22 protein-coding genes and 1 tRNA gene are annotated in these 26,267 nt (G+C 70.7%); 14 read left to right on the top strand and 9 right to left on the bottom strand.

Annotated elements, in window-relative coordinates; translation table 11 throughout:
• Positions 1–13 precede the first annotated feature (13 nt).
• Complete coding sequence (locus ACFYP0_RS31405) at positions 14–991, top strand: ArsA-related P-loop ATPase (protein WP_355500718.1); 978 nt, start codon at positions 14–16, stop codon at positions 989–991.
• A 53-nt stretch (positions 992–1,044) separates the two neighbouring features.
• The gene (locus ACFYP0_RS31400) at positions 1,045–2,196 is read left to right on the top strand and encodes an ArsA family ATPase (RefSeq protein ID WP_355500716.1); all 1,152 of its coding nucleotides are present in this window, start codon (positions 1,045–1,047) and stop codon (positions 2,194–2,196) included.
• Between the two features lie 6 nt (positions 2,197–2,202).
• Here the strand turns inward: ACFYP0_RS31400 and ACFYP0_RS31395 are convergent, their stop codons facing one another.
• Entirely contained in the window at positions 2,203–2,523 is a 321-nt protein-coding gene (locus ACFYP0_RS31395) for a WhiB family transcriptional regulator (protein WP_030328078.1), read from the bottom strand.
• A gap of 407 nt (positions 2,524–2,930) precedes the next feature.
• Here ACFYP0_RS31395 and ACFYP0_RS31390 point away from each other — a divergent pair, with 407 nt between their 5' ends.
• The gene (locus ACFYP0_RS31390; RefSeq protein ID WP_355500714.1) at positions 2,931–5,378 is read left to right on the top strand and encodes a penicillin-binding protein; all 2,448 of its coding nucleotides are present in this window, start codon (positions 2,931–2,933) and stop codon (positions 5,376–5,378) included.
• Between the two features lie 116 nt (positions 5,379–5,494).
• Here ACFYP0_RS31390 and ACFYP0_RS31385 read toward each other — a convergent pair whose 3' ends face one another.
• Positions 5,495–5,950 (bottom strand): GatB/YqeY domain-containing protein, encoded by a 456-nt coding sequence (locus tag ACFYP0_RS31385; RefSeq protein WP_355578805.1) that lies wholly within the window; start codon positions 5,948–5,950, stop codon positions 5,495–5,497.
• A gap of 25 nt (positions 5,951–5,975) precedes the next feature.
• Between ACFYP0_RS31385 and ACFYP0_RS31380 the strand changes: the two genes are divergently transcribed.
• The 5 genes from ACFYP0_RS31380 (at position 5,976) to ACFYP0_RS31360 (ending at position 11,478) form a co-directional block, all read left to right on the top strand.
• Positions 5,976–6,869 (top strand): metallophosphoesterase, encoded by an 894-nt coding sequence (locus ACFYP0_RS31380; RefSeq protein WP_124856644.1) that lies wholly within the window; start codon positions 5,976–5,978, stop codon positions 6,867–6,869.
• Between the two features lie 84 nt (positions 6,870–6,953).
• Positions 6,954–7,030: transfer RNA gene (locus ACFYP0_RS31375), tRNA-Pro, on the top strand.
• 309 nt (positions 7,031–7,339) lie between these two features.
• Positions 7,340–7,900 (top strand): SigE family RNA polymerase sigma factor, encoded by a 561-nt coding sequence (locus tag ACFYP0_RS31370; protein WP_386998427.1) that lies wholly within the window; start codon positions 7,340–7,342, stop codon positions 7,898–7,900.
• A complete protein-coding gene (locus ACFYP0_RS31365; RefSeq protein WP_386998426.1) occupies positions 7,897–9,333 on the top strand; it encodes a hypothetical protein in 1,437 nt (478 codons plus the stop codon). Before ACFYP0_RS31370 ends, ACFYP0_RS31365 begins: the two co-directional genes overlap by 4 nt.
• A 132-nt stretch (positions 9,334–9,465) precedes the next feature.
• The gene (locus ACFYP0_RS31360; RefSeq protein ID WP_386998425.1) at positions 9,466–11,478 is read left to right on the top strand and encodes an FG-GAP-like repeat-containing protein; all 2,013 of its coding nucleotides are present in this window, start codon (positions 9,466–9,468) and stop codon (positions 11,476–11,478) included.
• Positions 11,479–11,626: 148 nt separating this feature from the next.
• Here ACFYP0_RS31360 and ACFYP0_RS31355 read toward each other — a convergent pair whose 3' ends face one another.
• A complete protein-coding gene (locus tag ACFYP0_RS31355) occupies positions 11,627–12,100 on the bottom strand; it encodes a hypothetical protein (protein ID WP_355500709.1) in 474 nt (157 codons plus the stop codon).
• Between the two features lie 149 nt (positions 12,101–12,249).
• Between ACFYP0_RS31355 and ACFYP0_RS31350 the strand changes: the two genes are divergently transcribed.
• Positions 12,250–13,527, top strand: coding sequence for an MFS transporter (locus ACFYP0_RS31350; RefSeq protein ID WP_355500707.1), 1,278 nt, complete (start codon positions 12,250–12,252; stop codon positions 13,525–13,527).
• Between the two features lie 126 nt (positions 13,528–13,653).
• On the opposite strand, the gene ACFYP0_RS31345 is transcribed toward ACFYP0_RS31350, so the two are convergent.
• Positions 13,654–15,360, bottom strand: a complete 1,707-nt coding sequence (locus ACFYP0_RS31345) for a bifunctional metallophosphatase/5'-nucleotidase (RefSeq protein ID WP_355500705.1) — start codon at positions 15,358–15,360, stop codon at positions 13,654–13,656.
• Positions 15,361–15,643: 283 nt separating this feature from the next.
• On the opposite strand from ACFYP0_RS31345, the gene ACFYP0_RS31340 reads away from it, so the two are divergent.
• Positions 15,644–16,441 carry an alpha/beta fold hydrolase gene (locus ACFYP0_RS31340; protein WP_355500703.1) on the top strand — a complete coding sequence of 266 codons (798 nt, stop codon included), beginning with the start codon at positions 15,644–15,646 and terminating at the stop codon, positions 16,439–16,441.
• A 35-nt stretch (positions 16,442–16,476) separates the two neighbouring features.
• Here the strand turns inward: ACFYP0_RS31340 and ACFYP0_RS31335 are convergent, their stop codons facing one another.
• Positions 16,477–17,127: a histone deacetylase gene (locus ACFYP0_RS31335; RefSeq protein ID WP_355500700.1), complete on the bottom strand. Its 651-nt coding sequence runs from the start codon at positions 17,125–17,127 to the stop codon at positions 16,477–16,479.
• Positions 17,128–17,136: 9 nt separating this feature from the next.
• Positions 17,137–17,916, bottom strand: a complete 780-nt coding sequence (locus ACFYP0_RS31330; protein ID WP_124856627.1) for a phosphodiesterase — start codon at positions 17,914–17,916, stop codon at positions 17,137–17,139.
• A 339-nt stretch (positions 17,917–18,255) separates the two neighbouring features.
• Between ACFYP0_RS31330 and ACFYP0_RS31325 the strand changes: the two genes are divergently transcribed.
• The gene (locus ACFYP0_RS31325; RefSeq protein WP_356980552.1) at positions 18,256–19,665 is read left to right on the top strand and encodes a sensor domain-containing diguanylate cyclase; all 1,410 of its coding nucleotides are present in this window, start codon (positions 18,256–18,258) and stop codon (positions 19,663–19,665) included.
• A 110-nt stretch (positions 19,666–19,775) separates the two neighbouring features.
• Here ACFYP0_RS31325 and ACFYP0_RS31320 read toward each other — a convergent pair whose 3' ends face one another.
• Positions 19,776–20,837 (bottom strand): aspartate-semialdehyde dehydrogenase, encoded by a 1,062-nt coding sequence (locus tag ACFYP0_RS31320; protein ID WP_091403390.1) that lies wholly within the window; start codon positions 20,835–20,837, stop codon positions 19,776–19,778.
• A gap of 5 nt (positions 20,838–20,842) precedes the next feature.
• Positions 20,843–22,108, bottom strand: coding sequence for an aspartate kinase (locus ACFYP0_RS31315; RefSeq protein WP_355500691.1), 1,266 nt, complete (start codon positions 22,106–22,108; stop codon positions 20,843–20,845).
• Between the two features lie 259 nt (positions 22,109–22,367).
• Between ACFYP0_RS31315 and ACFYP0_RS31310 the strand changes: the two genes are divergently transcribed.
• Together ACFYP0_RS31310 and ACFYP0_RS31305 are read left to right on the top strand one after the other, a co-directional pair.
• The gene (locus ACFYP0_RS31310; protein ID WP_386998424.1) at positions 22,368–23,156 is read left to right on the top strand and encodes a hypothetical protein; all 789 of its coding nucleotides are present in this window, start codon (positions 22,368–22,370) and stop codon (positions 23,154–23,156) included.
• An 84-nt stretch (positions 23,157–23,240) separates the two neighbouring features.
• Positions 23,241–23,771: a nitroreductase family protein gene (locus ACFYP0_RS31305; protein ID WP_386998423.1), complete on the top strand. Its 531-nt coding sequence runs from the start codon at positions 23,241–23,243 to the stop codon at positions 23,769–23,771.
• Positions 23,772–23,777: 6 nt separating this feature from the next.
• Here ACFYP0_RS31305 and ACFYP0_RS31300 read toward each other — a convergent pair whose 3' ends face one another.
• Complete coding sequence (locus tag ACFYP0_RS31300) at positions 23,778–24,764, bottom strand: ArsR/SmtB family transcription factor (RefSeq protein WP_386998422.1); 987 nt, start codon at positions 24,762–24,764, stop codon at positions 23,778–23,780.
• 77 nt (positions 24,765–24,841) lie between these two features.
• On the opposite strand from ACFYP0_RS31300, the gene ACFYP0_RS31295 reads away from it, so the two are divergent.
• On the top strand, positions 24,842–26,113 hold the full coding sequence (locus tag ACFYP0_RS31295; RefSeq protein ID WP_386998421.1) for an MFS transporter: 1,272 nt from the start codon (positions 24,842–24,844) through the stop codon (positions 26,111–26,113).
• The last annotated feature ends 154 nt before the right edge of the window (positions 26,114–26,267 follow it).

Raw genomic sequence — 26,267 nt, 5'->3', positions numbered from 1 at the left:
ATAGGCTCGACGGGTGTGTGCAGCTGAGCGTCCGATCGACCCGGCCGGTACCGGATGGCCCGCCCGTCTCCACGTGGTGACCGGCAAGGGCGGCACCGGTAAGACCAGCGTGGCGGCGGCGCTAGCCCTCGCGCTCGCCGCCGGCGGCCGGCGCACCCTGCTGGTCGAGGTCGAGGGGCGGCAGGGCATCGCCCAGCTGTTCGGCATCGAGCCGCTGCCCTACGAGGAGCGGCACCTCGCCGACGCGCCGGACGGCGGTGAGGTCCGCGCGCTCGCGGTGGACGCCGAGGAGGCGCTGCTCGAGTACCTGGACATGTTCTACAAGCTGGGCGCGGCGGGCCGGGCACTGCGCAAGCTCGGCGCCATCGACTTCGCCACCACCATCGCGCCCGGCCTGCGGGACGTCCTCCTCACCGGCAAGGTGAAGGAGGCCACGACCCGCACCACCGGGCAGCGGCGCGCGTACGACGCGGTGGTGCTGGACGCCCCGCCGACCGGGCGGATCGGCCGGTTCCTCAACGTGACGGCGGAGACCGCCCGGCTGGCCAAGGTGGGCCCGATCAAGACCCAGAGCGAGGGGGTCGCCGCGTTGCTGCGGTCCCCGATTACCGCGGTGCACGTGGTCACGCTGTTGGAGGAGATGCCGATCCAGGAGACGGTCGACGCGATCGCCGACCTGACCGCCCTCGGCTTCGGCGTCGGGAAGGTGCTCGTCAACGGGGTCCGACCCCCGCTGCCCGCCGGACCGGCGGTGACCGCCGCGGAGTTGAAGCGCGGGCTGGTCGCGGCCGGGCTGCCGGCCGATCGGGACATCGTGGCCGGGCTGCACGACGAGGCCCGTGATCAGCTCATCCGGCGCGAACTGGAAGATTCGCTCCGCGCCGACCTGGTGGAGTTGGGGCTGCCGATGATCGAGCTGCCGTTGCTGCCCGACGGGGTGGACCGGGCGGGGCTCGCGACGCTGGCCCAGGCCCTCGTTCGCGCCGAATGACTCACACCTGAGCGCAGCACGGGCGGACGGACCCACCGGCCCGATACGCTCGATTGGTGCCTTCCGAAGACGCGGCGCCGCAGCTGGACGTCGACCAGATCCTCGCCGACCCGGGCGTGCGGATCGTCGTGTGTTGTGGTGCCGGCGGAGTGGGAAAGACGACCACGGCCGCTGCGCTGGCGCTGCGGGCCGCCGAGCACCACGGCCGCCGCACGGTGGTGCTCACCATCGACCCGGCCCGCCGGCTGGCCCAGTCGCTGGGCCTGACCGAGCTGGACAACACCCCCCGCCAGGTCAAGGGCATCGACGTCGAGAGCAGTGGCGGCGAGTTGCACGCCATGATGCTGGACATGAAGCGCACCTTCGACGATGTGGTGTTGCAGCACACCGACCCGACGAAGGCCGCGGAGATCTTCGCGAACCCGTTCTACCAGGCGATGAGCTCGACCTTCGCCGGCACGCAGGAATACATGGCGATGGAGAAGCTGGGCCAGTTGCACGCCCGGGGCGAGTGGGACCTGATCGTGGTGGACACGCCGCCGTCCCGCTCGGCACTGGACTTCCTGGACGCGCCGGCTCGACTCTCCCGTTTCCTCGACGGCCGGATGCTGCGGCTGCTGCTGGCCCCGGCGCGCAGCGGCGGCCGGAGCATGTTCAGCCTGGTCACGGCCTCGTTCGGGATGTTCTCGAAGGTGGTGCAGAAGGTGCTCGGCGCGCAGCTGCTCACCGACCTGTCCGGCTTCGTGGCGGCACTGGATTCGATGTTCGGTGGTTTCCGGCAGCGCGCCGAGCAGACGTACCGCATCCTGCAGGCGCGGGAGACGGCCTTTCTGCTGGTCGCGACGCCGGAGCCGGACGCAGTCCGGGAGGCCGCCTACTTCGCGGGCCGGCTGCGCGACGAGCGGATGCCGCTGGCCGGCCTGGTGCTCAACCGGGTGCACCGGCCGGCGGTCCCGGAGCTGGACGCCGAGCAGAGCCTGGTCGCCGCCGAGCGGTTGACCCAGCTGGGTGGGCATGAGGCCACCGCCGACGTGCTGCGGGCTCACGCGGCGTTGGCTCGCCAGGCGGTACGCGAGCAGCAGGTCGCCGCGCGCTTCACCGAGGCGTTCCCGGCCGTGCCGGCGGTTTCGGTCACGGCGCAGCCCGCCGACGTGCACGACGTCGACGGGCTACGGACGATCGGCGCGGCGATCAGCCGGCCGTGACCGGCGTCAGTTGGCCGCGCTGACGAGAATCTTGTCCTTGCCGGCCTTGTCCTTGCTGTTCTTCTTCATCGCGGCCTCGAACATCTTGCGCCAGCTCGTCACCTGGGGGTGACGACGCAGTAGCGCGCGCCGTTCGCGTTCGGTCATGCCGCCCCACACACCGAACTCGATCCGGTTGTCCAGCGCGTCGGCCAGGCACTCGTACCGAACTGGGCAGCTCCGGCAGATCCGCTTCGCCACGTTCTGTTCGGCGCCCTGTACGAACAACGCGTCCGGGTCCCCGTTCTGACATGCCGCCAGCGACGGCCAGTCAGTGATCATGCCCATGTGTACACGTCCCCCCTTGCAGTACCTACCGACCTCGTCGATGCACGTCAGCCGGCAATTCCCCCCGATCGCCCGGCCTGCCTTCCCCAAGGCGGCGCGAACGACATGTGGCGCTGTCGCCGCCCCCATCATGCTCTGTAGTCGACTGATTACGCAACGTTGTCGGCGAAATCCATCATTCCGGACACTCCCGGCTTCCCGGGCCTTCGACCGCCGGTTACCCCGCCGAGGTCAGCGATAACGCTGCGCCGCCTCACTGAATCGGAGGAGACTCACGCCAGTTCACACGCAACCAAGCACCGGGGGTCGTGCGTTTAGCACAACGAGGGCAGCGCGCGCAGGAAATGGGGAAAGAACGCCCCAGCGCCCCTCGTTCCCTACTCGCGTACCCTGTCGAGGTGACCTGGATGCGGAAACGTGACCACAATGTGCTGACCAACGCCGCATCGCTACTCGTGTGTGGCCTGCTGGCCGGCGTGGTGGTCGCTGCGGCGGCCTTCCCCGCGGTAGCGATGTCCGGCTTGGCCGCGAAGGCCGGCGCCGAGACATTCGGTGCCCTGCCCACGGAGCTGACGGTGGCCCGCGCGCCACAGATCAGCTACCTGCTGGCATCGGACGGCAAGACACCGCTCGCGACGATGTACGACGAGAACCGGCGGGACGTCAAGCTCGCCGACATCTCGCCGGCCATGCAGAAGGCCATCATCGCGGCCGAGGACCATGAGTTCTACAAGCACAACGGCGTCGACATCAACGGTGTCGCCCGTGCGTTCGTCAACAACCAGAGCGAAGGCTCCGGCCGGCAGGGCGCCTCGACGCTGACCATGCAGTACGTCCGGCTGGCCATCGCCTACTCGGCCACCCACCCGGCGGACGTCGTCGCGGCGACCGAGGACACCAGCGCCCGCAAGCTGCGCGAGATGCGGCTGGCCCTCCAGGTAGACAAGGAATTCTCCAAGGACGAGATCCTCACCCGCTACCTCAACCTCGCCTCGTTCGGCAACGGCGCGTACGGCATCTACGCCGCCAGCCAGGTCTACTTCGGTAAGCCGCCGAGCAAGCTGAAGATCGAGGAAGCGGCGTTGCTGGCCGGCATGGTCAAGGCGCCGACGACGAACGACCCGACCACCGAGGCGGGTTACCCGCTCGCCAAGGACCGGCGCGACTACGTCATCCAGAACATGGTCGACATCAAGGCCATCACCCAGCAGGAGGCGGACGCCGCCAAGGCAACCGAGCTGGTCGTGAAGGACAAGCGCACCCCGAACGGCTGCGTCGCCGCCAACGTCAACGAGTGGGGCTTCTTCTGCGACTACTTCTACCGCTGGTGGCTGGATCAGGAGACGTTCGGCTCGACCACGTACGACCGGGAGCGCCGGCTGAAGAGCGGCGGCTACACCGTCGTGACCTCGATCGACGTCCAAGCGCAGCGTGGTGCGGACAAGGCGGTCCGTAAGGCCAAGAGCGTGAACAGCAAGGAAGCGGCAATGGTCGCGGTCGTCGAGCCGGGCACCGGCCGGGTGCGGGCGCTCGCGGTCAACCGGCAGTTCAAGCTCGACGACCCGAAGAACCCGAAGAACAAGATGTCCAGCGATCCGGCCAAGAGCAGGAAGGGCATCCGGGGCAACTACCCGGCGACTGTGAACCCGCTGCTCACCGGCGGCAACGGCATCACCGGTTACCAGGCCGGCTCTACCTTCAAGATCTTCAGCATCCTCGCCGCACTGGAGAAGGGCATCCCGCTCAGCTACTCGATGAACGCGCCCCAGCAGTTCAAGTCGGAATACATCATCGACAGCAGCAGCCCGGCGGCGTGCAAGGGCACCCACTTCTACTGCCCGACCAACTCCGGTCTCAAGGCCGGCGGCGTGCAGAACATGTGGAGCGCCTTCAGCGCGTCGATCAACACCTACTTCGTCCCACTGCAACAGCAGGTCGGTGCGGAGAACGTGGTCGACGCCGCCCGGCGGGCCGGCATCCAGTTCCGCGCGAGCAACGACGCCAAGTTCGCCGCGACCAAGGAAGCCGCCCACCAGTGGGGCGCCTTCACCCTGGGTGTTTCCTCCACGACGCCGCTCGACCTGGCCAACGCGTACGCCACCCTCGCGGCGGACGGGAAGTACTGCGAGCCGATCCCGGTGCAGGAAATCCGGGACCCGGAGGGCAACAAGCTCGACATCGCCAACCCGCGCTGCGAAAAGCGGTTCAGCACCGAGGTGGCCCGGGCCGCCGTGGACGCCGCCCGCTGCCCGGTGGGTGACAACTCCAGCACCAGCAAGTGCGGTGGCACCCGCACGGCCGCCGTCGTGAAGGGCATCGTCGACGCGCCGGTGGCCGGTAAGTCCGGCACCACCGACTCGGAGAAGACGGCCGCCCTGGTCGCCATGACCAAGCAGTACTCGGTGGCCGGCATCATGGCCGACCCGGACTGGCCGCAGACGAACGTCGAGATGAAGCACAAGGAGAAGGACGGCATCAACCCGCCGGTGTACGAGACCTTGCGGGATGCCATGAAGGGCAAGGACCGCGTGCAGTTCACGCCACCGGGCCAGAAAATCTCCGAGGGTGACCAGCGCAGCATCCCCGACGTGAAGTGCATTTCGGTGGATCAGGCGAAGTCCCGGCTCAAGGGCGCCGGCTTCGAGCCGGTCGTCTCCAGCGCGAAGGTGCCGTCCTCCTGCAAGGCGGGCGACGCGGCCGGCACCAGCCCGGACGGACGCACGATCAAGGGTGGTGTGGTCACCATCCAGGTCAGCAGCGGCGGTGGCGGCACGCCGGGCAACACCGACGGCAACCCGGGCGGCCAGCCCGGGGGCCAGCCCGGGGGCCGACCCGGTGGTCGCCCTGGCGGCTGAGCCGACGAGCAGGACACAACGGGCGGGCACCCTCCTCGGGTGCCCGCCCGTTTCGTCTGTCCGGACCCGCGAGCGGCTACGACAACCCGTCGTGCCGCGCCGCTGACCCCGGTGAGTCAGAGACCGAGCTGTCGGCGTACCTCGGCGGCCACCCGGCCACCCTCGGCCTGGCCCGCCACCGCGGCCTGGGCCGCCTTCATCGCCGGGCCCATCTGGGCCTTGCCGGTGAAGCCGCCCGCGGCGAGCGCCCCCGACACCAGCTCGGTCAGCTCGGTGTCTGAGAGCTGCTTGGGCAGGTAGCGGTCCAACACCTCACCCTCGGCGCTCTCCTTCGCGGCCTGCTCGGCGCGGCCGGCGTCGGCGAAGGCGGTGGCCGCCTCCCGACGCTTCTTGGCTTCCTTGGTCAGCACCGCGAGCACCTCGTCATCGGTGAGCTCGCGCTTGGCCTTGCCGGCGACCTCGGCGGTGCCGACGGCGGCCAGGGCCATCCGCAGCGTGGAGGTGGTCAGCTCGTCGCGCGCCTTGAGCGCGGAACGCATGTCGGCAGTGAGGCGGTCCTTCAGCGTGCTCATGGACGGTCAAACTACCCTGAACGCCATGCGAAAGCGCACACTATTCCGGCTCGCCGCCGGAACCGCCACGATCGGCGCGGCCACCCTCGCGTACGCGTCGCTCGTCGAGCGCAACATGTTCACCCTGCGGCGGTACGACGTGCCGGTGCTCCCGGCCGACGCGGAGCCGCTGCGCGTGCTGCACCTGTCGGACCTGCACATGATGCCCGACCAGGCGCGCAAGCAGCGCTGGGTGGCATCGCTGGCCGCCCTCGACCCCGACCTGGTGGTGGTGACCGGCGACAACATGGCGCACCCGGGGGCGGTGCCGGGCGTGCTGCGGGCCCTGCAACCACTGCTGGACTACCCGGGCGCATTCGTGTTCGGCTCCAACGACTACACCGGGCCGGTGTTGAAGAACCCGTTCACCTACTTCCTGCCCGACCGGGAGTACACCGAGGGCGTCGAGCTGCCCTACGAGGAGTTGCGTCAGGTCTTCACCGGCGCCGGCTGGGCGGACCTCAACAACGCCCGGACGATGCTGAAGGCCGGCGGCCGACAGCTCGACCTGGTCGGCGTCGACGATCCGCACATCGACCGGGACGACTACCCCACCGTGGCCGGCGCGGTGTCGTCCTCGGCGGACCTCTCCATCGCGCTGACGCACTCGCCCGAGCCACGGGTGCTCGACCAGATGGCCGCGGACGGCTTCGGGCTGCTGCTGGCCGGGCACACCCACGGTGGTCAGGTCTGCGTGCCGGGCTTCGGGGCCCTGGTGACCAACTGCGGCCTGCCACGCTCGATGGCGCAGGGACTGCACCGCTGGCCGGGCTCGGACTCCTGGCTGCACGTCTCCGCCGGTCTCGGCACCCACCCGACCGCCCCGATCCGCTTCGCCTGCCCCCCGGAGGCCAGCATCCTCACCCTCATCCCCCGCTGACCGCTTCGCCGCCCGCTGGCCCGGACGGCGGGGGTACCGAGTTTGACCACCGGGGCGGGTGGGCTACTATTTGTCGGCACGCCTCGGGGTGTGGCGCAGCTTGGTAGCGCGCTTCGTTCGGGACGAAGAGGTCGTCGGTTCGAATCCGGCCACCCCGACCAGAGGTATGAGGGCACATCCGTTCACGGATGTGCCCTCAAGCGTTTTGTTGACCATGCACCGCCCAGCACTGTGGCGACGCTGCCCGGCTAGGGCCGTCGGCGCGCAGGGCTGCCCGCTCCTAGGGCGCGTTGACGAGTGCGTTCCGCACAAGGTCGGCGTAGCTTGCCGCCACCGTGTCGTCGGACGCCCGGGTGTTGGCGAGCCAGCCGTCAGCGCTCATCCGAGGCACGGCAAACCCGCCCGCTGCCGTCTTCAACCTTTTGCCCCTCAGCGGGGTCGTGACAGGTAACCAATCGAGGCGGGGGCTTATGGCAGCTGACGACGAGCATTTCCGAGAGTTCGTCGACACGCGCTACATGGATCTCTTGCGCGTGGCGTACCACCTCACCGGGTCGGCACAGGATGCGGAGGATCTGGTGCAGGCGGCGCTGGTGAAGGTGATGCGTCGCTGGCGGCGGGTCGAAGATCCGATGGCCTACCTGCGGCGCGTCATGATCAATCAGCACATCAGTAGTTGGCGCCGCTACCGGGTGCACGAGTTGGTGACGGCGATTCTGCCGGAGCGGTCCACCCGGGACATGACAGATGCGGTGGCAGAGCGGCACGCCTTGTACGCGGCGATGCGGGCACTGACGCCCCGTACCCGAGCCGTGATCGTGTTGCGGTACGTGGTCGATCTGCCGGAGGCGGAGGTCGCAGCCACCCTGAGCTGCTCGGTCGGGTCAGTCAAGAGCCGTGCGTCGAGGGGTTTGGCTCGCCTGCGGCTGGCACTGGCAGCGGACGCGCCGCCGTCGACGTCAGCGTCAGCGTCAGCGTCAGCTCATTCAGCACCGGACGGGACAACGAGGATGACGGGGGCAACGCCATGAGGGTCGACGAGGAGCTGGGCCGGGCCCTGGCCGAGCTGAGCAGCACGCTGACCCCGCAGCCGGATCCGTACGGTCGAGTCAGGGCGCGTTATCGACGGATGCGGCAGCGACGCCTCGGCGGGCTGGCCCTGGCCCTCGTGGTCTGCGTGGGTGGCACAGCCTTCGCCATAGCCGGCCCGGCCCGGACCACGCAGCCACCACCAGCGAACTCGAACGAGTCCATCGCACCCGTACTGGCCTGGGCGGACAAACTGCTGCAGTCACCGCCACGCGGTGCCGTCGCCCGGGACACCGGCTATGTCCGCCAACTTTCCGACATTCTGTTGGACGCCCAGCGCCGGGGAGACTTTCCCAACCTGACGGTGCCGGTGAACGCGGTGAAGGTCCTCTTCATCGAAGACGTCAACGACCAACGGATCGCGCTCGCCGCTTTCGTCCGTGACCAGCCCGATCCGGTCACCGGGTGGCCCAGCGCCGCAGTGTGGCTCGTCGCCGAAAAAGGCGCCAGCGCCGAGAAGCTGGCCAGCACCGGCTCTGTTCGGGGCACGAGCGACGCTTTGGAACCCTACGAAAGCCTTGCCGTGGACGACCGGTCCGGTCCGGGAAGGGCGATACACGTGGCGATCGCACCCGCCGGCTGCGTCTTCCTCACCTCACCGGTGCTGAACGGCCACGCGTTCAAGTGGGCCTCGGAGCTGACCGGTTCCTACCTGATCCGCACGCCGCAGACCCAGCGACCCGAGTGGTGGCGGGTCAACTGCGCCGAGGTGACGCGCAAGATAACTCCCGGACCGGGCTCGCTGGCGGCCAAGCCGATCACCGACGCCCAGCTCGCGACCGCGATGTCCCGGGTCCGGGGGGATGTCAAGGCGCAGCGTGCCCGAGTGCTGGTGTATCAGTCGGCCCAGTCGGCGGGCTACCGCCTGACCGCCCTTCCGAGCGTGGTGTGGGGCGGGCACGTTGCTGGCGTCCCGACCGGCGGATCGCCGTCGGTGGCGGACGGCCAGGTGACCGTCCTGGCTGCTCCCGCAGTCGATGGCACCTGGGTCGGCGAGGTGACGATCGAGCCCGATCAGCCAAGGTCCGACAGCGTGGTCGGCACCGGCACCTCCTTCACCGTCACGACGGATCCAACCGATCCCGCAAGCGTGCTGGCCGTGCCGATCGACGGTGACGCGGTCGGTAGCGGGGACCAGCAGTTCCTGCTCGTGGTGACGCCGGCTGCCGCCACCACGGTGCGCGTCCTGCGGGACGGGCAGGAGGTGGCGAGGGCTCCGGCCAGCGGCTCCGGGGCGGCGTTGACAGTGCCCCGACCCACTGCGGGTCTCGTTGTGAAGGCGCTCGACGCCTCAGGCAGGACACTCGCCAGCGCGCAGGTGTCTGACGAGGGTGCGCGAGGGACACCGGAGACGGACGCCTGGAACCAGGAATAAGCGCCCGGAGGTGACCCGTTCCGCGCGTGACGATCCCGCATGTGCCGGCGCTGTACCAACGGCTGCCCGTACAAGCCCTCGGGGGATCTGGAGATGCCTATGTTGTCGCAACTGCGATTACTGAATCGTGGCGTGCTGGCCTTACTGACGGCCCTGCTGGTGTTGGTGGCGTCCAGCACACCGGCGTTCGCGGCGGCCCTGCCGCCGCCCGCTCCGGTCAGCGCGACATTGGTGTCCGAGACCCGGGTCGAGGTGAGCTGGCCGACGGTGGCGAGCGCCAGCAGCTACGAAGTACGGCGTGGGACCGTGTCGGGTGGCCCGTACACGATGGTGGGAACCGTCACCGGGACGTCGTACGTCGACGAAACCGTCGCCGCCGAGACCACGTACTACTACGTGGTGCGGTCCCGATCCGGCAAGCGGGCGTCGGGTGACTCGCCCGAGGTGTCGGTGCGGACCTCGCTGGCGAAGCCTGTGAGCGTACGGGCGGCAGCGGCGGAGACGAGCATGACCCTGCGGTGGAAGGCCGTGGCCGGCACCGCGCGTTACGAGATCGTCCGCCTGAGTAACGAGGTCCCGGTGGAGACGGTGGTCGGCACCACGACGTCGACCGAGTACGTGGACACCGGCCTCAGTGTCGCCACCCGCTACGTCTACTGGATCCGGGCGATCGCCACGGGCGGTGCCGCGGCCACGTCCGACGCCGTGCGGGTCTACACCGGACCTGCCACCACGACGACGGTCACGGTGTCACCGGGCTCGGTGGAGCAGGGACAGCGGATCCTGCTCATCGCGAACGTACGGTACGCCGACGGCCGGATTCCCGGTGGTGAGGTCGCGTTCATGTCCGCGGCCGGAGCGGTCGCGTTCGCCAATGTCAACGGCACCGACGGCACGGCGATCGCCATGGTCAACGGCACCGGCTGGACTCCGACCTCGGTCTATGCCCAGTTCCAGGGCTCCGACTGGCCGCCGGCCGGGGCGAGCGTGGCCGGCGATGCGGTGCCCGTGGTCACCCAGCCCTACGGCTCGGTGGCCTTCAACGGCCCGTCGTGGCTGAAGCTCGGTTCCTGGGAGGAGGCGGTCGCCGCCGGCGACCTGACCGGCGATGGCCTCTCCGACGTGGTGATCACGACGACCGAATACTTCGACGACGCCAACGACCATTCCGCTTTCCTGTTCGTGCAGGAGGCAGACAACCAGCTCGTGATGAAGCAGCAGGTGGCGATGTCGACCTCCACCGGCGGCAGTATGTATCCGGTGATCGGCGACCTGGACGGTGACGGCGCGGACGAGCTGGTCGTCGCCACCGGCGACGGCGTCGACGTGTTCCGCCGTACCGGATCGGGGCTCTCGACGGCGGAGCACCTGTCGTTCGCCGACGACCTCATCGACCTGAGGCTCGGCGACCTCGATGCTGACGGCCGGACGGACATCGTCGCGGTGAGCGACAACGGCGTCCTCGTGCGGTACGGCGACGAGAACGGCAGCTTCGCGCCCGCGGCTCTCGTCTCTCCGCACCGCGGCTTCGTTCTGGACGTGGTCGACATGACCGGGGACGGCCGGGCGGACCTGGTGGTGCAGCTCGGGCAGCTGATCCAGATCAGCACCCAGATGGAGCCCCGGTCGTTCGCCGCCCCCGCGGGCTATCAGGCGCCCGCCGGTCACCTGCAGACTGTGGCTTCCATGGCGGTCGGCGACGTGACGGGCGACGGCAGGAAGGACGTCGTCGTCACCGTGTCCGGCAATGCGCCGAACGCCCAGGTGCAGGTGCTCACGCACGACAGCGCGGGTGTGCTCGGACGGTGGATCCGCTACCCGGTCTACGAGATGCCGGACGCCATCGCGATCGCGGACGTCAACAACGACGGTCGGGACGACGTCGCCATCACCCACGGCGGTTGGAGCGCGGCGAGTGTGCTGTTGCAGCGGCCGGACGGTTGGCTGGGCAACGAGTTCCGGGTCTCCCAGTTGCCGTCCGCCAGCTCCTTCACCCCGCGTGGCCTCGCGCTCGCCGACATCAACAACGACGGTCTGAAGGATCTGCTGATGGCCAACTACAACTACGGTCTGGTGGTCGTACCGCAGCGCCCCGCAGCCACGTCGACGGCGGCGTCACCGAAGGTCCAGGTGGGTCGGGCCTGAGCGACGTTGACGACGGGCCCGCTTCCAGGGGCCGGGCGGGCGGTGGATGGAACCAGGAGTGAGCACGAGGAACGGCCCGGTCGGAGCGACCGGGCCGTTCCTCGTACGCAGCGGGTTCAGGGCCTTCTCAACGGCGTTCGCGTGCCTGTCAGTCCTGTCGTTCGGTGCGTTCGATCTCCGCGAACGCTGCGGCCAGGTAGTCGTCCAACGGCACGCTGGTCGCCGCCAACAGGTCGGCCACCAGCAGCGGGGCGTGTCGGGCCAGCGCCGACGCGTCCGGCGGTGACTCGTCGCCGTCGGGGTCGTACACGCCCAACGCGCCGGCCAGCAGGACGAGCACCACGTGCGGGTCGACATCGGAACGCCACCGCGTCGACTGCTGCACGCAGCGGGTCAACACCTGGCGGATGTCGTCGCCGGTCAACCCGTCCGGATGGCTCTCCTCCAGCAGCAACCGGACCACCGCGCCGAGCACCAGGCCGGAACGCTCGTCCGCGGCGAGACCGCCGACCGCCTCGTCGTACGCCTGACCGTCGCGTGCCTGGGCAGCGGCGACGGCCGCCGTGGCGGTCACCGCGATGGCGCGGGCGGTAGCGGGCAGGTGTCGCCAGGTGCCGGTCATCGGGTCAGCATCGCAGACCCGGTGGACAACGCCGGAGAGTCGTCAGCCGAGTGGATCATCGTGGGCTTGGTCACCCGGCCGCCGCAGCCAGCGGGGCGACGCCCAAAAGCGTTCGCGCGGTGTCGCACCCGACGAACAGAATGCCGGACATGCTGCGTCGTGCCCTACCCCGCCGTTTCGAAGCTCGCCGACTCCTGATCGGCACCCTGTTGTCGGCGATCGGGCGCGGCCTGACCCTGCCGTTTTTGTTCATCTACTTCACCGACGTACGCGGACTCACCGACACCCGAGCGGGTCTGGTGATCGGCTGGTACGGCGCGGTCACCCTGGCGCTGTCACCGTTGGGCGGGACGCTCATCGACCGATTTGGCGCCCGCCGGGTGGTGGTGCCCTGCCTGCTGATCGAGGCGATCGGCACCGGCTCGTTGGCGCTGGTGAACTCGACCGGCTCGGCAGTGCTGGTGATGACGGTGATCGCCGTCGGCGGCTCGGCGATCTGGTCCGGGCAGAACACGATTCTCGCCTCGTTGACCGGCGACGACGAACGGCAACGGGTCTTCGGGTTGAATTTCGCCCTGCTCAACCTCGGTATCGGAGTTGGTGGCATGACGTCCGGCGCGATCGTCGACACCGCCCGGCCGGGCACGTTCCAGATCGTCTACGTCCTCGACGCGGTCAGTTACCTGATGCCGGCGCTGATCCTGCTGACCCTGCCGGGCATCGGTCACCGACTCGTCCGCCCCAGGACGGGCGGCGAGCCGTCCGCCGGTGGCTACCTGACCGTGCTCCGCGACCGCCCGTTCCGCCGACTGGTGATCTTCGGTCTCATCCTCACCACCTGCGGGTACGCCCAGATCGAGGTGGGCTTCGCCGCGTACGCGGTGCGGGTCGTCGAGGTGACGCCCCAGGTGGTCGCCTGGGCGCTGGCGGCCAACACGGCAATGATCGTGCTGGCCCAACTCCTGGTGCTCGGCCGGATCGAGGGGCGTAGCCGTACCGGTGCACTCGCCGTGGTCGGGGCGGTGTTCGCCGCCGCCTGGTTGGTCCTCGGTGCCGGTGGCCTGGTCAGCGCCGAGAACGCCGTCTTTGCCGCGCTGTGCGTGGTGGCCTGCTCGGCGATCTTCGGCTTCGGCGAGACGATGCTGTCGCCGGTGATGCCCGCGCTGACGAACGCGCTGGCCACCGACGAGCTGCGCGGCCGGTACAACGCGATGAGCTCAATGATCTTCGGGATCAGCGGAGTGATCGGACCGGTGACCGCCGGTCCGCTCCTCGGCGCCGCCAACGGCAGCGTCTGGGTGGCGACAGTCGTCGGTGGCTGCCTGGTCGCCTCGTTGGTGGCGATCTCCCTACGCCGACTGCTCAGCGCCGAACAGGACGGACGCACGACGACCACCCCGGCGTCTCCCACCCCGGTCCCGGCCTGACCCCGGCCCCACGTCGCGCACGCCGCTCGGCCCGACGTCGTGACACAGCGCCGGAACCGTTTGTCGTGGCAAAGGGTCGGGCCCCGGAGCTGGTGCTCCGGGGCCCGATGATCGCGGGGTCGGCCGTCAGGCGGCGGGGACCTCGGCGGTGGTGCGGATCCGGTCCAGCGTCGGTGCGGACACCGGCGACTGGGCGGTCAGGTAGTCCACGAAGGCGTCCAGGTCGATCTGACCGGTGACCAGGTTCGTGCCGCCGGTGAGGGCGCTGAAGCCGTCGCCTCCGCCGGCCAGGAAGTTGTTCACCGTCACCCGGTAGGTGGCGGCGGTGTCGACGGTGGTGCCGCCGAGGGTGAGGCTGCCCCGGACCACGCGGGTGCCGGCGCACGGGTCCGCGACGGTGCCGGTGGTGCCGGCCGGGTCGACCACGTAGCCGACGGTGGCCGACGGGTACAGGGTCCGACCGGTGACGAACTGCTGTTCCAGTACGCAGTAGAGCTGCGCACCGGTCAGGTCGAGCGTCACCAGGTTGTTGGCGAACGGCTGTACCGTGAACGCCTCCTCGTAGGTGACCGGGCCGGCGTTGAGGTCCGCCCGGACCCCACCCGGGTTCATGAAGGCGGCGACCGCATTCTGCTCGTCATCGGTGGCGGCGAGCTGCGCGTCGGCGATCAGGTTGCCCAGTGGCGACTCGCCTAGGGTCGTACCAAAGAGGGTTTCCTGGGTCTTGGTGATCGCGGTGGTGGTCTCGCCGACCTGGCGGTCGGCGACCGGGCCGAGCACGGTCTTGTAGCGGTCGATCAGCGCGGTCTGCTTCGGGTCCTTGGCGACGTCCCGGGTGACGACGACGTTGTTCGCGGCAGCGGAGATCACGTCACCGGACCGGCGATCGATCTTCAGGTCGATGTCGGTGACCAGGCGGCCGAACGAGCTGGCGCTGGTGACCAGCTTGCCGTTGATGTCGCAGTTGTACGCCTGGTGGGTGTGCCCACTGACCACCACGTCGATCGACGGGTCCATCCGGTTGGTGATGTCCACGATGGGGCCGGTCATGCCGACGCAGTCGTTGATCCCGCCGGTCGCGGCCTGGGTGCCACCCTCGTGCAGCAGCACGACGATCGTCTCCACGCCCTTGCGGCGCAGCTCGCGGGCGTACCGGTTGGCGGTGTCCGCCTCGTCGGCGAAGGTGAGGCCGGCGACGCCCTGCTGGCTGACGATCTGCGGGGTGCCCTCCAGGGTCATGCCGATGAAGCCGACCTTGACGCCCTGCACCTTGTGGATCGCGTACGGCGCCATCAGCGGCTTGCCGGTTGCGGTCTTGAAGGCGTTCGCGGACAGGTACTTGAAGCCGGCGCCCCGGTACGGGGTGCCGTCGGCGCAGCCGTCCACCGGGTGGCAGCCACCGTTCTGGATGCGCAGCAGCTCGGCGGCGCCTTCGTCGAACTCGTGGTTGCCGACGCTGGCGTAGTCCAGCCCGGCCATGCTCAGCGCCTCGATGGTCGGCTCGTCGTGGAACGCGGCCGAGAGCAGCGGGGACGCACCGATCAGGTCACCGGCGGCGACGGTGATGGTGTTCTTCTTCTTGGCTGCGGCGCGCAGCTCGGCAAGGTGGGTGGCCAGGAACTCGACGCCACCCGCGGTCTGCCCGGCGATGGTGCCGCTGGACCCGCTCGGCGGTTCGAGGTTGCCGTGGAAGTCGTTGAGGGCGAGCAGGGTGACGTCGACCGGCTTCGGCCGCGCGTCGGCTTGCTCAGGGCTGGTGGCGACCGCGCCGAAAGCGGCCACCGCGAGCGCGGTCAGGCCGACAGCGGCCCGACGCATCCCGGGTATGAACATGGATCTCCTCGTGAGAATCGGCGCGTACGGTGCGGTGCCTGGCCTCTGGGTCGACCGGGCCGCCGACGGACGCCGTCGAAAGGGTCGCGGATGACGGTGGTTGAGCATGGCCCCCGCCCCGACAGCCTCTCATCCGGACGTCCACCGGTCGAGCCGGGCAGTGCATCGGAGCAGCGCGTACGTCGAGGCCGCTATCGATCATCGTTTAACGCGGTCTGCCGGACAACGTCGGACCCAGGGTCTAGAAAGGACGGGACAGCCTACGAGGAATGGGGACGGCATCGTGAGCGGAACGACGCCCGTGGCGGAGCAGGTGCGATCGGTCGACGGCACACCCATCGCGTTCGAGCGGTCCGGTGCCGGGCCGGCGGTCGTCCTCGTCGGCGGCGCTTTCAGCGATCGCAACGCGACCCGTGACCTGGGTGCGGCACTGGCGCCGGACTTCACCGCCTTCAGCTATGACCGTCGCGGTCGGGGCTACAGCGGCGACACCGCACCGTACGAGGTCGACCGCGAGATCGACGACCTGGCGGCCCTGATCGCGGCGGCAGGTGGTTCCGCCGCCGTCTACGGCATCTCCTCCGGGGCCGTTCTGGCTGCCCTCGCCACCGCTCAGGGCCTGCCGGTGACCAAGTTGGTCATGTTCGAGCCACCGTTCCAGGTCGGCCCGCACGTGGGCGTCCGCAAGGACATCACCCCGCAGCTCATCGAGCTGATCGCCGCCGACGACCGGGACGGGGCGGTGGAGACCTTCCTCAGCGCCTCGGTAGGGCTGCCGGCCGAGCAGATCACCGGGATGCGGTCGCAACCGGTGTGGGGTGGGCTGACGGCGGTCGCGCACACCCTGGTGTACGACTCGATCGTCACCGCCGGAGGGCGACTCCCCGCCGACCGGCTGGCGACCATCACCGCGCCGACCCTCGCGGTGGACAGCACCGGCAGTCCACAGTGGTTGCGGGACGCGAGTCGGGCGGCGGCCGAGGCCGTGCCGGGCGGCCGGTCCGTGAGCCTCGACGGCGGTTACCACGACGTGCCGCCGACGACGCTGGCCCCTGCGCTGCGCGAGTTCCTGCTCGGTTGATCGCACCAGCGGCCGCCGAGGCGCGAGCCGGCGGCTCAGCCGTCAGCCAGCGCCTTGTCGACCAGGGCAGCTACGGCGTCCGGTGGCCAGGCGCCCGCCATGCCGGGCCGGGCCGCCAGGTAGGTGGCGATCCGCTCGGCGGGCCAGCCGTGCGACTCGCGCAGCCCTCGGGCGATCATGCCGAGGTAGATCGGCGCGGGAGGTCGGCACGGCACGGCTGACGCCCCCTCGGGGGCGGTGAAGGTGAGCATCGGAACACCGTCGCGACTGCCCGGGCAGATGAGCGTCTCGTACCGCCCCGGGCCGAGCGTGGCCCGTCCGTTGGCGACGGCGGCGTCGATGGCCGCGCCGGTCGCCGGGATCAACTCGGTCGGGTCGCCCGGCGGCCGGTACATCTCCTGGGCCGCGATGTCGGTGAACTGCTCCAGGGTGACCAGGTATGCGCGGGCCGCGGCCTCGCCCGGCAGGTGCGGGTCGTAGAAGGCCATGCCGCCGGTCCAGGCACCGGACTCGCCGGCGAAGTAGATGCCGCCGGGCAGCGACACGGGCGTCGATCGGCTGGGTGGACGCCGGTCGCGGCAGCCCGGGTACGTCCGCTTTCCGCCGGGTGGGCAGCCACCACCGATGTACCAGCCCAGCCGGGCGGCGTGCATGTTCGAGCCGTAGGAGACGTACCAGGCCAGCACGAGGACCCCTCAGAAGCCGCAGGTCTGCCCGGCGGAGTGGCTCACCTGCACGGTGTGGGTCACGCAACCGGCGGCCTCGACCGAGTGCAGCAGGAAGGCGGTGGGCTCGTCGACCCAGCCGATCTGTTCGTCGGCGCTCATGGTGAGCGTGCTCTGCTTCCAGGTGCTGGGCGCCACGGTGAGGACCGTGCCCGCGTACGCCGTGGTGACCGGGCGGTGCAGGTGGCCGGCGCCGACCCGCACCACGTGCCGGTGCCGACCGATCACCTCGGCGAGCGCGTCACCGTCGGCGAGCCGGATGGAGTCCGCGACGGGGATGCCGACCGCGACCGGCGGGTGGTGCAGAAAGATCACGGCGGGCACCTCGGGCCGCCCGGCCAGCACCCCGTCGAGCCAGCCGAGCTGTTCCTCGCCGAGTTGGCCGCCGTCGCTGCCGGGGACGAGCGAGTCGAGCACCACGACGGACGCCGCCTCGTGGTCGACGTGGTAGTACGCCGAGAAGCCGCCGCCGAGCCAGGGTGTTCCGCCGAACGCGTCGAGCAGGGACTCCCGGTCGTCATGGTTGCCGGTGGTCAGGTGCACCGGCAGCGGGAAACTGCCGATCACCTCGCGCAGCGCCGCGTACTCGTCGGGCTGGCCGTGGTCGGCCAGGTCGCCGCTGATCACCACGCAGTCCGGTCGGGGTCGCAACGCCAGCACCCGGCCGAGCGCTCGGTGCAACCCGGCGGCCGGTTCGGCGGCGAGCAGGCCGGTGGTCAGGTGCGGGTCACTGAGCTGGGCGATGAGCATGGGCTCGCCTCCTCGGCGCCGGGAGGCTCCACGCTATCGGCAGGCGCGGGGTCCCGGGGGCACACGCCGATGCGGGGTGAGTTGGCCGCTGAGGGGGACTGGGCGCTGGGGCCGGCCCGCTCCGGGGATCGAGTCGGCCGCCGCCCACGCCTGACCTGGGGCCTGTGCGCCGAGGTGGCGCCGCCCCCACACCCCGGGCCTCAATGCCCACAGGCTGTGTCCACAGCCTGTGGATAGCACGTGTGTACGAAGCTGGGTCGGTCCCAGCCACCGTGAGTACGCTTGATCGAGCGGTTCGGCGTCGGCCGAGCCCTCTCCCCTACCTGGAACGACGTGCGAGTGGATCATCAGCGAGTCATCCGTGACGTCACCGTCCGCCTGCCGATGGCGTCGAGCACGCCGGAGGCGTGTCGGTGGACGGTCACCGCGCTGTCCCGCCACACCCCGGCGACCATCTCCGTGCTGCTCGCGGTCCACGACCGCCTGCGCTGCGTCGCCGCGACCGGGGCCTGGCAGGTCTTCGCCACCGTGCCGGCGCGGACCGGCATCGTCGGCCGGGTGTACGCGACCGGCGCCCCCGCCGTCGTCCCGGACGTCACCGTCGACCCCGACTACCTACCGGTCCGCCCGGATGTGACCGCCGAGCTGTGCGTACCGGTGCTGGACCCGACGGGACGGGCGATCGGCGTTCTCGACCTGCAATGGAGTGAGCCGACCGACCTGGAGCCGTGGCGGGAGACCGCGCAGCGGCTGGCCGACGGGCTGGGCGCGCGGATCGCCGCCCTCGGTGGCCCACCTGCGGAGAGTCGCAGCGAGAAGCTGCTTCGGCACGCGGCGGCGCTCTCCTCCGCGCCGACCGAGGGGGAGGTGATGGGGGCTGCGGCCCGCGCCGCTCGGGAGGTCTCCACGCTCTCCACCGCACTGCTGCTGATCGGCGGTCAGCTCGGCCCGTCCCCGGCGACGCCGAGCGACCTGGAAACCCGGATTCGCACCGAGCTGGCCGCGGCGGGCCCGGCCGCCCTGGACCGGATGGTCGAGCGGGCCCACCGTTACGGCGCCGGGTACACGCTGGGCGAGACCGGGCATCCCCCGACGGAGGACTACCGCCCACTGACCCGGGCAGGGGTACGCACGCTGGTCGCCGTGCCGGTCGGGCCCACGGACGCCGGTGGGGTGCTCCTGGTCGCCGACGAACGCGCGCTGCGCCCGGACCCGACCACTGTCAGCCTCATGGAGTTGCTCGCCGGTCAGGCCTGGACGAGCGTGGACCGGCTGCGCACGCTGGCCCGGCTGCGGGAGCAGGCCAGCTCCGACCCGCTGACCGGGTTGCGGCACACCGGCCCGTTCGGGCAGCGGATCGCTGCGGCCACCCCCGGGCGTACGGCTCTGCTGGCGATCGACGTGGACGGCTTCAAGACCGTGAACGACACGTACGGCCACCAGGCCGGCGACCGGGTGCTGGTCGGGTTGGCGCGGGCGCTGGAGGGGGCGCTGCGGCACGGCGACGAGTTGTACCGGATCGGCGGCGACGAGTTCGTCGCGGTGATCGAGGTGAGCCGCCCGGAGGAGGCGGTCCGCATCGCCGAACGGCTCACCGAGGCGGCCCGACGCATCGGCCGCACGATCAGCGTGGGCGTCGCACTGCCCCGCCCCGGCGAAACCCCCGACCGCACCCTGAAACGAGCCGACCAGGCCCTCTACGCGGTAAAACGCCAAGGCCGAGACGGCGTCCTGCTCTCCGCCGCGTAACCGTCCCCACGTCCCCGCCGATCTTGCACTTTCGGTTGCCGTTCTGCCGCCCTCGCCCCTTATGCCGGCACAGAAACTGCAAGATCGCCGCAGCAGGGGGTGTCCGGGGGTTAGGGGGTGCGGAGTTCTTTGGCTAGGAGTTCGGCGATCTGGGCGGTGTTGAGGGCTGCGCCCTTGCGGAGGTTGTCGCCGGTGACGAAGAAGTCGAGGGCGCGGGGGTCGTCCAGGGCGCGACGGATCCGGCCGACCCAGGACGGGTCGGTGCCGACGGCATCGATCGGCATCGGGAACTCCCCGGCGGCGGGGTCGTCGACCAGGATCACCCCGGGTGCGTTGCGCAGGGCCTCGCGGGCGCCCTCGGCGTCGACCTCGGTGGCGAAGACCGCGTGCACGGCGACCGAGTGGGCGGTGACCACCGGCACCCGGACGCAGGTGGCGGAGACCTTGAGGTCGGGGAGGCCGAGGATCTTCCGCGACTCGTTGCGGATCTTCATCTCTTCCGACGACCAGCCGCTGTCCGCCGGGGAGCCGGCCCAGGGGACCACGTTGAGCGCCATGGGTGCCGGGAACGGCCCCAGGTCGTCGCCGACCGCCTGGCGTACGTCGCCGGTGCGCGAGCCGAGCGCCCGATCGCCGGCGACCTTGGTGAGCTGGTCGTGCAGGATGTCGACGCCGGACTGACCGGCTCCGGAGACCGCCTGGTAGGAGGCGAGCACCAGCTCTCGTAGGCCGTACTCGCGGTGCAGCGGCGCGACGGCGACGATCATCGCGAGGGTGGTGCAGTTGGCGTTGGCGATGATGCCCCGGGGCCGGTTGCGGACCTGCTCGGGGTTGATCTCCGGAACGACCAGCGGGACGTCGCGGTCCATCCGGAACGCGCCGGAGTTGTCGACAGCGATCGCGCCCCGGGCGACGGCGATCGGTGCCCACTCGGCGGAGACCTCGTCGGGCACGTCGAACATGGCCACCTGGACACCGTCGAACGCCTCAGGCGTCAGCGCCTGGACGACGAGTTCCTCGCCCCGGCAGCGCACCCGGCGACCGACGGAGCGCTCGGAGGCGAGCAGCCGGATCTCACCCCAGACGTTGCGTCGCCCGGTGAGCAGCTCACACATCACGGTGCCGACGGCACCTGTCGCTCCGACCACGGCGAGGGTGGGCAGCGCCGTCATCGGCGCTACCTACCCGTCCCCGCGTAGACCACGGCTTCGGTTTCGCCGCCCAGCTCGAACGCGTCGTGGATGGCGCGGACGGCGGCGTCGAGGTCGGTGTCCCGGCAGACCACGGAGACCCGGATCTCGGAGGTGGAGATCATCTCGATGTTGACTCCGGCCGCGCCGAGCGCGGCGAAGAAGCCGGCCGCCACCCCGGGGTGCGAGCGCATGCCCGCGCCGATCAGCGAGACCTTGCCGACGTGGTCGTCGTAGAGCAGGCCCTTGAACTTGACCGGCTCCTGGATCTTGCTGAGGGCCGCCATCGCGGTGGGGCCGTCGGCCTTGGGCAGGGTGAACGAGATGTCCGTCCGGCCGGTGCCCTCGGTGGAGACGTTCTGCACGATCATGTCGATGTTGATCTCGGCGCCGGCGACGGTGTCGAAGATCCGCGCGGCGGCACCCGGCTCGTCGGGCACCCCGACGATCGTGATCTTGGCCTCGCTGCGGTCGTGCGCGACCCCGGTGATCAGTGCCTGCTCCACGGAAAGGTCCTCCATCGATCCGGTGACCATCGTGCCGGTGTTGGTCGAGTATGACGAACGGACGTGGATCGGCAACCCCGCCCGGCGGGCGTACTCCACGCTACGCAGGTGCAGCACCTTCGCGCCGCAGGCGGCCAGCTCCAACATCTCCTCGTAGGTGATGTGCTGGATGTGTCGAGCGTTGGGCACGATCCGCGGGTCGGCGGTGAAGATGCCGTCCACGTCGGTGTAGATCTCGCAGACATCGGCGTGCAGGGCGGCGGCGAGCGCCACGGCGGTGGTGTCCGAACCACCACGGCCCAGCGTGGTGACGTCCTTGGTGTCCTGCGAGACGCCCTGGAAGCCGGCCACGATGACCACCGAACCCTCGTCGAGCGCGCCCTTGAGCCGCCCGGGGGTGACGTCGATGATCCGGGCGCGGCCGTGCACCGAGGTGGTGATCACGCCGGCCTGCGAACCGGTGAACGAGCGGGCTTCGTACCCCAGGTTGTGGATGGCCATGGCCAGCAGGGCCATGGAGATCCGCTCCCCGGCGGTGAGCAGCATGTCCAGCTCGCGGCCCGGCGGCAGCGGGCTGACCTGGTTGGCCAGGTCGAGCAGCTCGTCGGTGGTGTCGCCCATCGCGGAGACCACCACCACCACGTCGTCGCCGGCCTTGCGGGCGGCGACGATGCGCTCGGCCACCCGCTTGATCCGCTCGGCGTTGGCGACGGAGGACCCGCCGTACTTCTGCACCACGAGTGCCACGACGGTGCACTCCCTCCCAGCGACCCTGAGCGTGCCGACGCCGCCGGAACCGGGGCCGGCGGCGCGTGTCAGACCCCATGAGGGTATCCGGCGGATAACGAAGCCGGGTCAGGTGATCCCACCATCCGGCCCGGCCGGGACCGGCCGGGCCGGTCCCACCAGGTCGAACGGGTACGCCGGGACGCCCCGCCCGACACGCCGGAACGAGCCGGGTACGCGCCGGCACCCACCTAGCGCCCGCACCCACCAGAATGGGCCGGTGCCCGTCCTCATCCGCTCGGCCGGCCGCGTGCTCGGGCCGCTCGTCCTCGCCCTGCCAGCCCTCCTGGTCGCCTGCACCACTGAGCAGCCTCCGACTCCACCGCCCGTCGATCCGGGGCCGGTCGAGGTGGACGCCGCGCGGGATGAGCTGGCCGCGCTGGCCGCGGCAGCTCAGGACCGTCACCTGGTGGCCCAGTACGTCTACAGCCAGGCGGGTAAACCGGATCGCACCATCGTGTTCACCAGCGCGAACGACGGCAGTTGGCGGGTGGATGTGCCGGGGGGCGCCCTGGGTGGCACCGCCGATGTCTCGATGGCCAGCACGGCCGACGGGCTGTTCCAGTGCGCCCTGCCGTCGGCCGGTCATACCGGGTCGGCGAGTTGCGTACGCCTGGGTGATCGCGACGACGCGATCCCACGGCGGTTGGACCCCCGGGTCCAGCACCTGCTCACCGACTGGCTGAACGTGCTCACCGACCGACGCGCGCCGTTGGCGGTCGCCCCGGCCAACGCGCCCGAGGGTCTCACCGGCACCTGCTACTCGGTGGATTCCACCTCGGCGTCGCTCAACGCTCCGCTGGATGTGGGCATCTACTGCTACGACCAGGACGGCACGCCGACCGGCGTCCGGACCGGGGACGGGACGCTGCGGCTGGCCGCTGCACCCGGCCCGGCACCGGCCACCGTGCAGCTGGCCGGCCCGGTGGTGATCGACCGGGAGCCGCTCGACACCGCGGCGCCGCCGACCCCGGACCCGTCGGAGAGCCCGGGCGCGGGAACGCCCTGATCTTCGTCCCGTTACGGGTGCTCTTGCCCACATTTAGCCACCCCATCCTGAGGGGCGAATCACCCATACAGGACGATCCGGTGTATGGCCGACCTCACCCCGCTGCTCGCCTACCGCTGGAGTCCACGAGCTTTCGACCCGAGCGCCGAGCTGACCCCGGAGGAGTCCGCCTCGCTGCTTGAGGCCGCGCGCTGGGCCCCGTCGGCGGAGAACGGGCAGCCCTGGCGGTTCGCCCTCGGCCACCGCGACGACGAGACCTGGAAACGGATCCTGATCAGCCTCCCGGTCGACGACCAGATCTGGATCCGGCACGCCGCGACCCTGGTGGTCGGCGCCCACACCGGCCTCGACACCGAGCGGGCCGCGTACGACCTGGGGCAGGCGGTCGCCCACCTGACCGTGCAGGCCACCGCGCTCGGGCTGCACGTGCACCAGCTCACCCGCTTCGACCGGGCCGGCCTCTCCACCGAACTCGACCTGCCCGGCGGCGTCCGCCCGTTGGTGGTCGCCGCCATCGGCCGACTCGGGGACCCGTTCGCCCTCCCGGCCGAGCTGCAGGCCCGGGAGACCGGCCTGCGTCGCCGCCGTCCGGTCGCCGAGCTGCTGCTGCGCTGAGCGGGCTCACCCGCCGCGGCTGGCCCGGAGGAGGACCGCCGCGGCGTCGGTGTTGCGGTAGAGGACGTGCCGACCCTCGCGGGACCGGGACACCAGGCCGGCGCCGTGCAGCGCGGCCAGGTGCTGGGAGACGTTTCCGGCGGACGTCCCGGTGAGTCGGGCCAGGTCGGTGGTGGTCAGCGCCGTCTCGAGCAGGTGCAGCAGCGCGGTCCGGCCCGGCCCGATCACCCGTGCCAGTGGGTCGCCCGGCGGTGGCGCGGTCGCCTCCCAGAGCGTCCCGACGGCACGGACCGGGTACGCGCCGGCCGGCAGCGAATCCTCCAGCAGGTTCCACAGCACGTGCTGCTCGGTGAACACCGTCGGGTTCAGCGCCAACCCACGGCCGCGGAGGTCGAAGTCCCGTTCGAACGTGTCGTCGCTGATCACCCGGTCGCCGTGCCAGCGCAGGCTCGGGTGGAGCTGCTCGAAGAACCGACCGGCGCCGCTCTCGGCGAGCTGCGCCGCCCGGTACGCCACGTCGGCGTCGAGCAGCGCCCGCATCCGCGGCCAGTCCGGGGCGATCGCCTCGTCGTACCAGACCCGCACCGCGTCGACGACCTGCGGCAGCAGCCCTCCGGGGTCGGCGAGCAGCGCCCGCCCGAACGGGCTCAGCGGTTTTCGCCAGGTGGTCGACAGCAGGTCCTGGACCACCACGGCCGGCGGCGTCGCGGCGATCTGGTCGAGCTGCTCGGCCAGCTCCACGTTCGGTCGGGCCGCCGGGGTGAGGAAGTCGGGCAGCCAGCGACCCGGCACGACCAACCCCACCAGAGGTCGGACCCGGTCGGCCACCTCGGGACGACGCAACGTCACCCGGGCCCGGTCGATCCAGGGCAGGTGCACCGCGTAGCGGACCGGGTTGGCCAGCGCCCACATGCTCATGACCGTCTCGTTGACCGGTGACACGGCGAGCCGTACTCCCGCCACGTCGGCCAGGCTGAACCGCAACTCGGACACACGCCCCCCAGGAACAGGATTCGGTCCAGCCTAAAAGACTCGACCGGAACGATGGGGGCCCGCTTCACTCCCCGGACATGGGGACCAGAGAAACCATCCGCACCGCCGTTCGAGACGTCGTACCGCCCGCCGGGCTGACCCGCGCCCTGGCCGTGCAGGCCATGGTCTACGCCGTCGGCAGCGGCCTGTTCCACGCCGGCAGCGCCGTCTTCTTCACCCGGGCACTCGGGCTCAGCGCCGCCCAGGTCGGGTTGGGGCTGTCCATCGCGGCGGGGGTGTCGCTGCTGGGCACGGTGCCGCTGGGTGGCCTCACCGACCGGTACGGGCCGCAGCGGGTCTGGGTGGTGGGGCTGGTGCTCAACGCGGCGCTGTTCGCGACCTACCCGTTCGTGGGCGGCTTCGCGGGGTTCCTCGCCGTGGTGGTGGCACTGGCCGCCGTGGACGCCGCTGTCGGCGTGGCCCGGCAGGTCTACTCGATCAACGCGCTCCCGCCGGCCGAACGGGTCACGGCGATGGCGTACCAGCGCTCATCGCTGAACGTCGGCTTCGGGCTCGGCGCGGTGGTCAGCGGCCTGGTGCTGGCGGTGGACACGATCACCGCGTACCGGGGAATGGTCTGGTTCATCTCGACGGTCTTCCTCGTGACGGCCCTCTTCGTGCAGCGACTGCCCCGGCTGCCGCAGGTGGCCCGACCGGCGGAGCCGATGAGTCGGCTCGCCGTGCTGCGGGACCGGCCGTTCATGGCGGTGTCCCTGGTGTCCGGGCTGCTCACCGCGCACGGGGTGCTCTACCTGACGGTCATGCCGCTGTGGATCCTCACCCACACCGACGCCCCGAAGACGATGATCGCCGGGCTGGTGCTGCTCAACACGATCCTGATCGTGCTGCTCCAGGTGCGCGTCAGCCGGGGCGCGGACACCGCGGCGGGCGCGGCGCGGGCCTCCCGTCGGGGTGGGCTGCTGATCGCCCTGTTCTGCCTGGTCCTGCCGATCTCCGGGGTCACCCGGGGCCTGCTGACCGTCGTGGTGCTGGTGGCCGCCGCCATGTTGCTGATCCTGGCCGAGCTGATCGAGTCGGCGGGCAGCTGGGGGCTCACCGCCACCCTGCCGCCGGCCGACCAGCGCGGTGCGTACGTGGGGGCGCTCGGACTCGGCGTGCAGGTCCAGTACCTGATCGCGCCGGCGGGGCTGACCGCGCTCGGGGTGACCACCGGCGGGTGGGGCTGGTTACCGACGGCAGCGATCTTCGTGCTGGTAGCGGTGGCGATCGTGCCCGCTGTGGCCTGGGCGCAACGGACCCCGAGGCTGGGTGCCGAGGCCGCAGAGCCGGCCATGACCCCGGTCCCATAGTCCGGACCTGCCTTTCCACCCCCCGTTCCATCACGTAGGGTGACCTGGTCATGTGGCAGGCGCTGCTCCTCCTTAGCCGCCGCGACGAGGCCTGACCGGCCGGCACCTCGTCGCGGAGTCGCATCGCGCCGTCCAGCACATCCGAACTTCTTCT

The sequence above is a fragment of the Micromonospora arida genome (assembly GCF_042873195.1).
In the GTDB taxonomy this organism is placed as follows: domain Bacteria; phylum Actinomycetota; class Actinomycetes; order Mycobacteriales; family Micromonosporaceae; genus Micromonospora; species Micromonospora arida.
The sequence above is the reverse complement of the archived record's forward strand: the minus strand, read 5'-3'. Positions and strand labels throughout refer to the sequence as shown.

Coding starts and splice junctions, on each gene's coding strand:
- ACFYP0_RS31380 (WP_124856644.1), top strand. CDS start 5,976: ATGCGAAAGCGCACACTATTCCGGCTCGCCGCCGGAACCGCCACGATC.
- ACFYP0_RS31370 (WP_386998427.1), top strand. CDS start 7,340: ATGGCAGCTGACGACGAGCATTTCCGAGAGTTCGTCGACACGCGCTAC.
- ACFYP0_RS31345 (WP_355500705.1), bottom strand. CDS start 15,360: ATGTTCATACCCGGGATGCGTCGGGCCGCTGTCGGCCTGACCGCGCTC.
- ACFYP0_RS31350 (WP_355500707.1), top strand. CDS start 12,250: ATGCTGCGTCGTGCCCTACCCCGCCGTTTCGAAGCTCGCCGACTCCTG.
- ACFYP0_RS31295 (WP_386998421.1), top strand. CDS start 24,842: ATGGGGACCAGAGAAACCATCCGCACCGCCGTTCGAGACGTCGTACCG.
- ACFYP0_RS31305 (WP_386998423.1), top strand. CDS start 23,241: ATGGCCGACCTCACCCCGCTGCTCGCCTACCGCTGGAGTCCACGAGCT.
- ACFYP0_RS31320 (WP_091403390.1), bottom strand. CDS start 20,837: ATGACGGCGCTGCCCACCCTCGCCGTGGTCGGAGCGACAGGTGCCGTC.
- ACFYP0_RS31390 (WP_355500714.1), top strand. CDS start 2,931: ATGCGGAAACGTGACCACAATGTGCTGACCAACGCCGCATCGCTACTC.
- ACFYP0_RS31355 (WP_355500709.1), bottom strand. CDS start 12,100: ATGACCGGCACCTGGCGACACCTGCCCGCTACCGCCCGCGCCATCGCG.
- ACFYP0_RS31365 (WP_386998426.1), top strand. CDS start 7,897: ATGAGGGTCGACGAGGAGCTGGGCCGGGCCCTGGCCGAGCTGAGCAGC.
- ACFYP0_RS31395 (WP_030328078.1), bottom strand. CDS start 2,523: ATGGGCATGATCACTGACTGGCCGTCGCTGGCGGCATGTCAGAACGGG.
- ACFYP0_RS31330 (WP_124856627.1), bottom strand. CDS start 17,916: ATGCTCATCGCCCAGCTCAGTGACCCGCACCTGACCACCGGCCTGCTC.
- ACFYP0_RS31385 (WP_355578805.1), bottom strand. CDS start 5,950: ATGAGCACGCTGAAGGACCGCCTCACTGCCGACATGCGTTCCGCGCTC.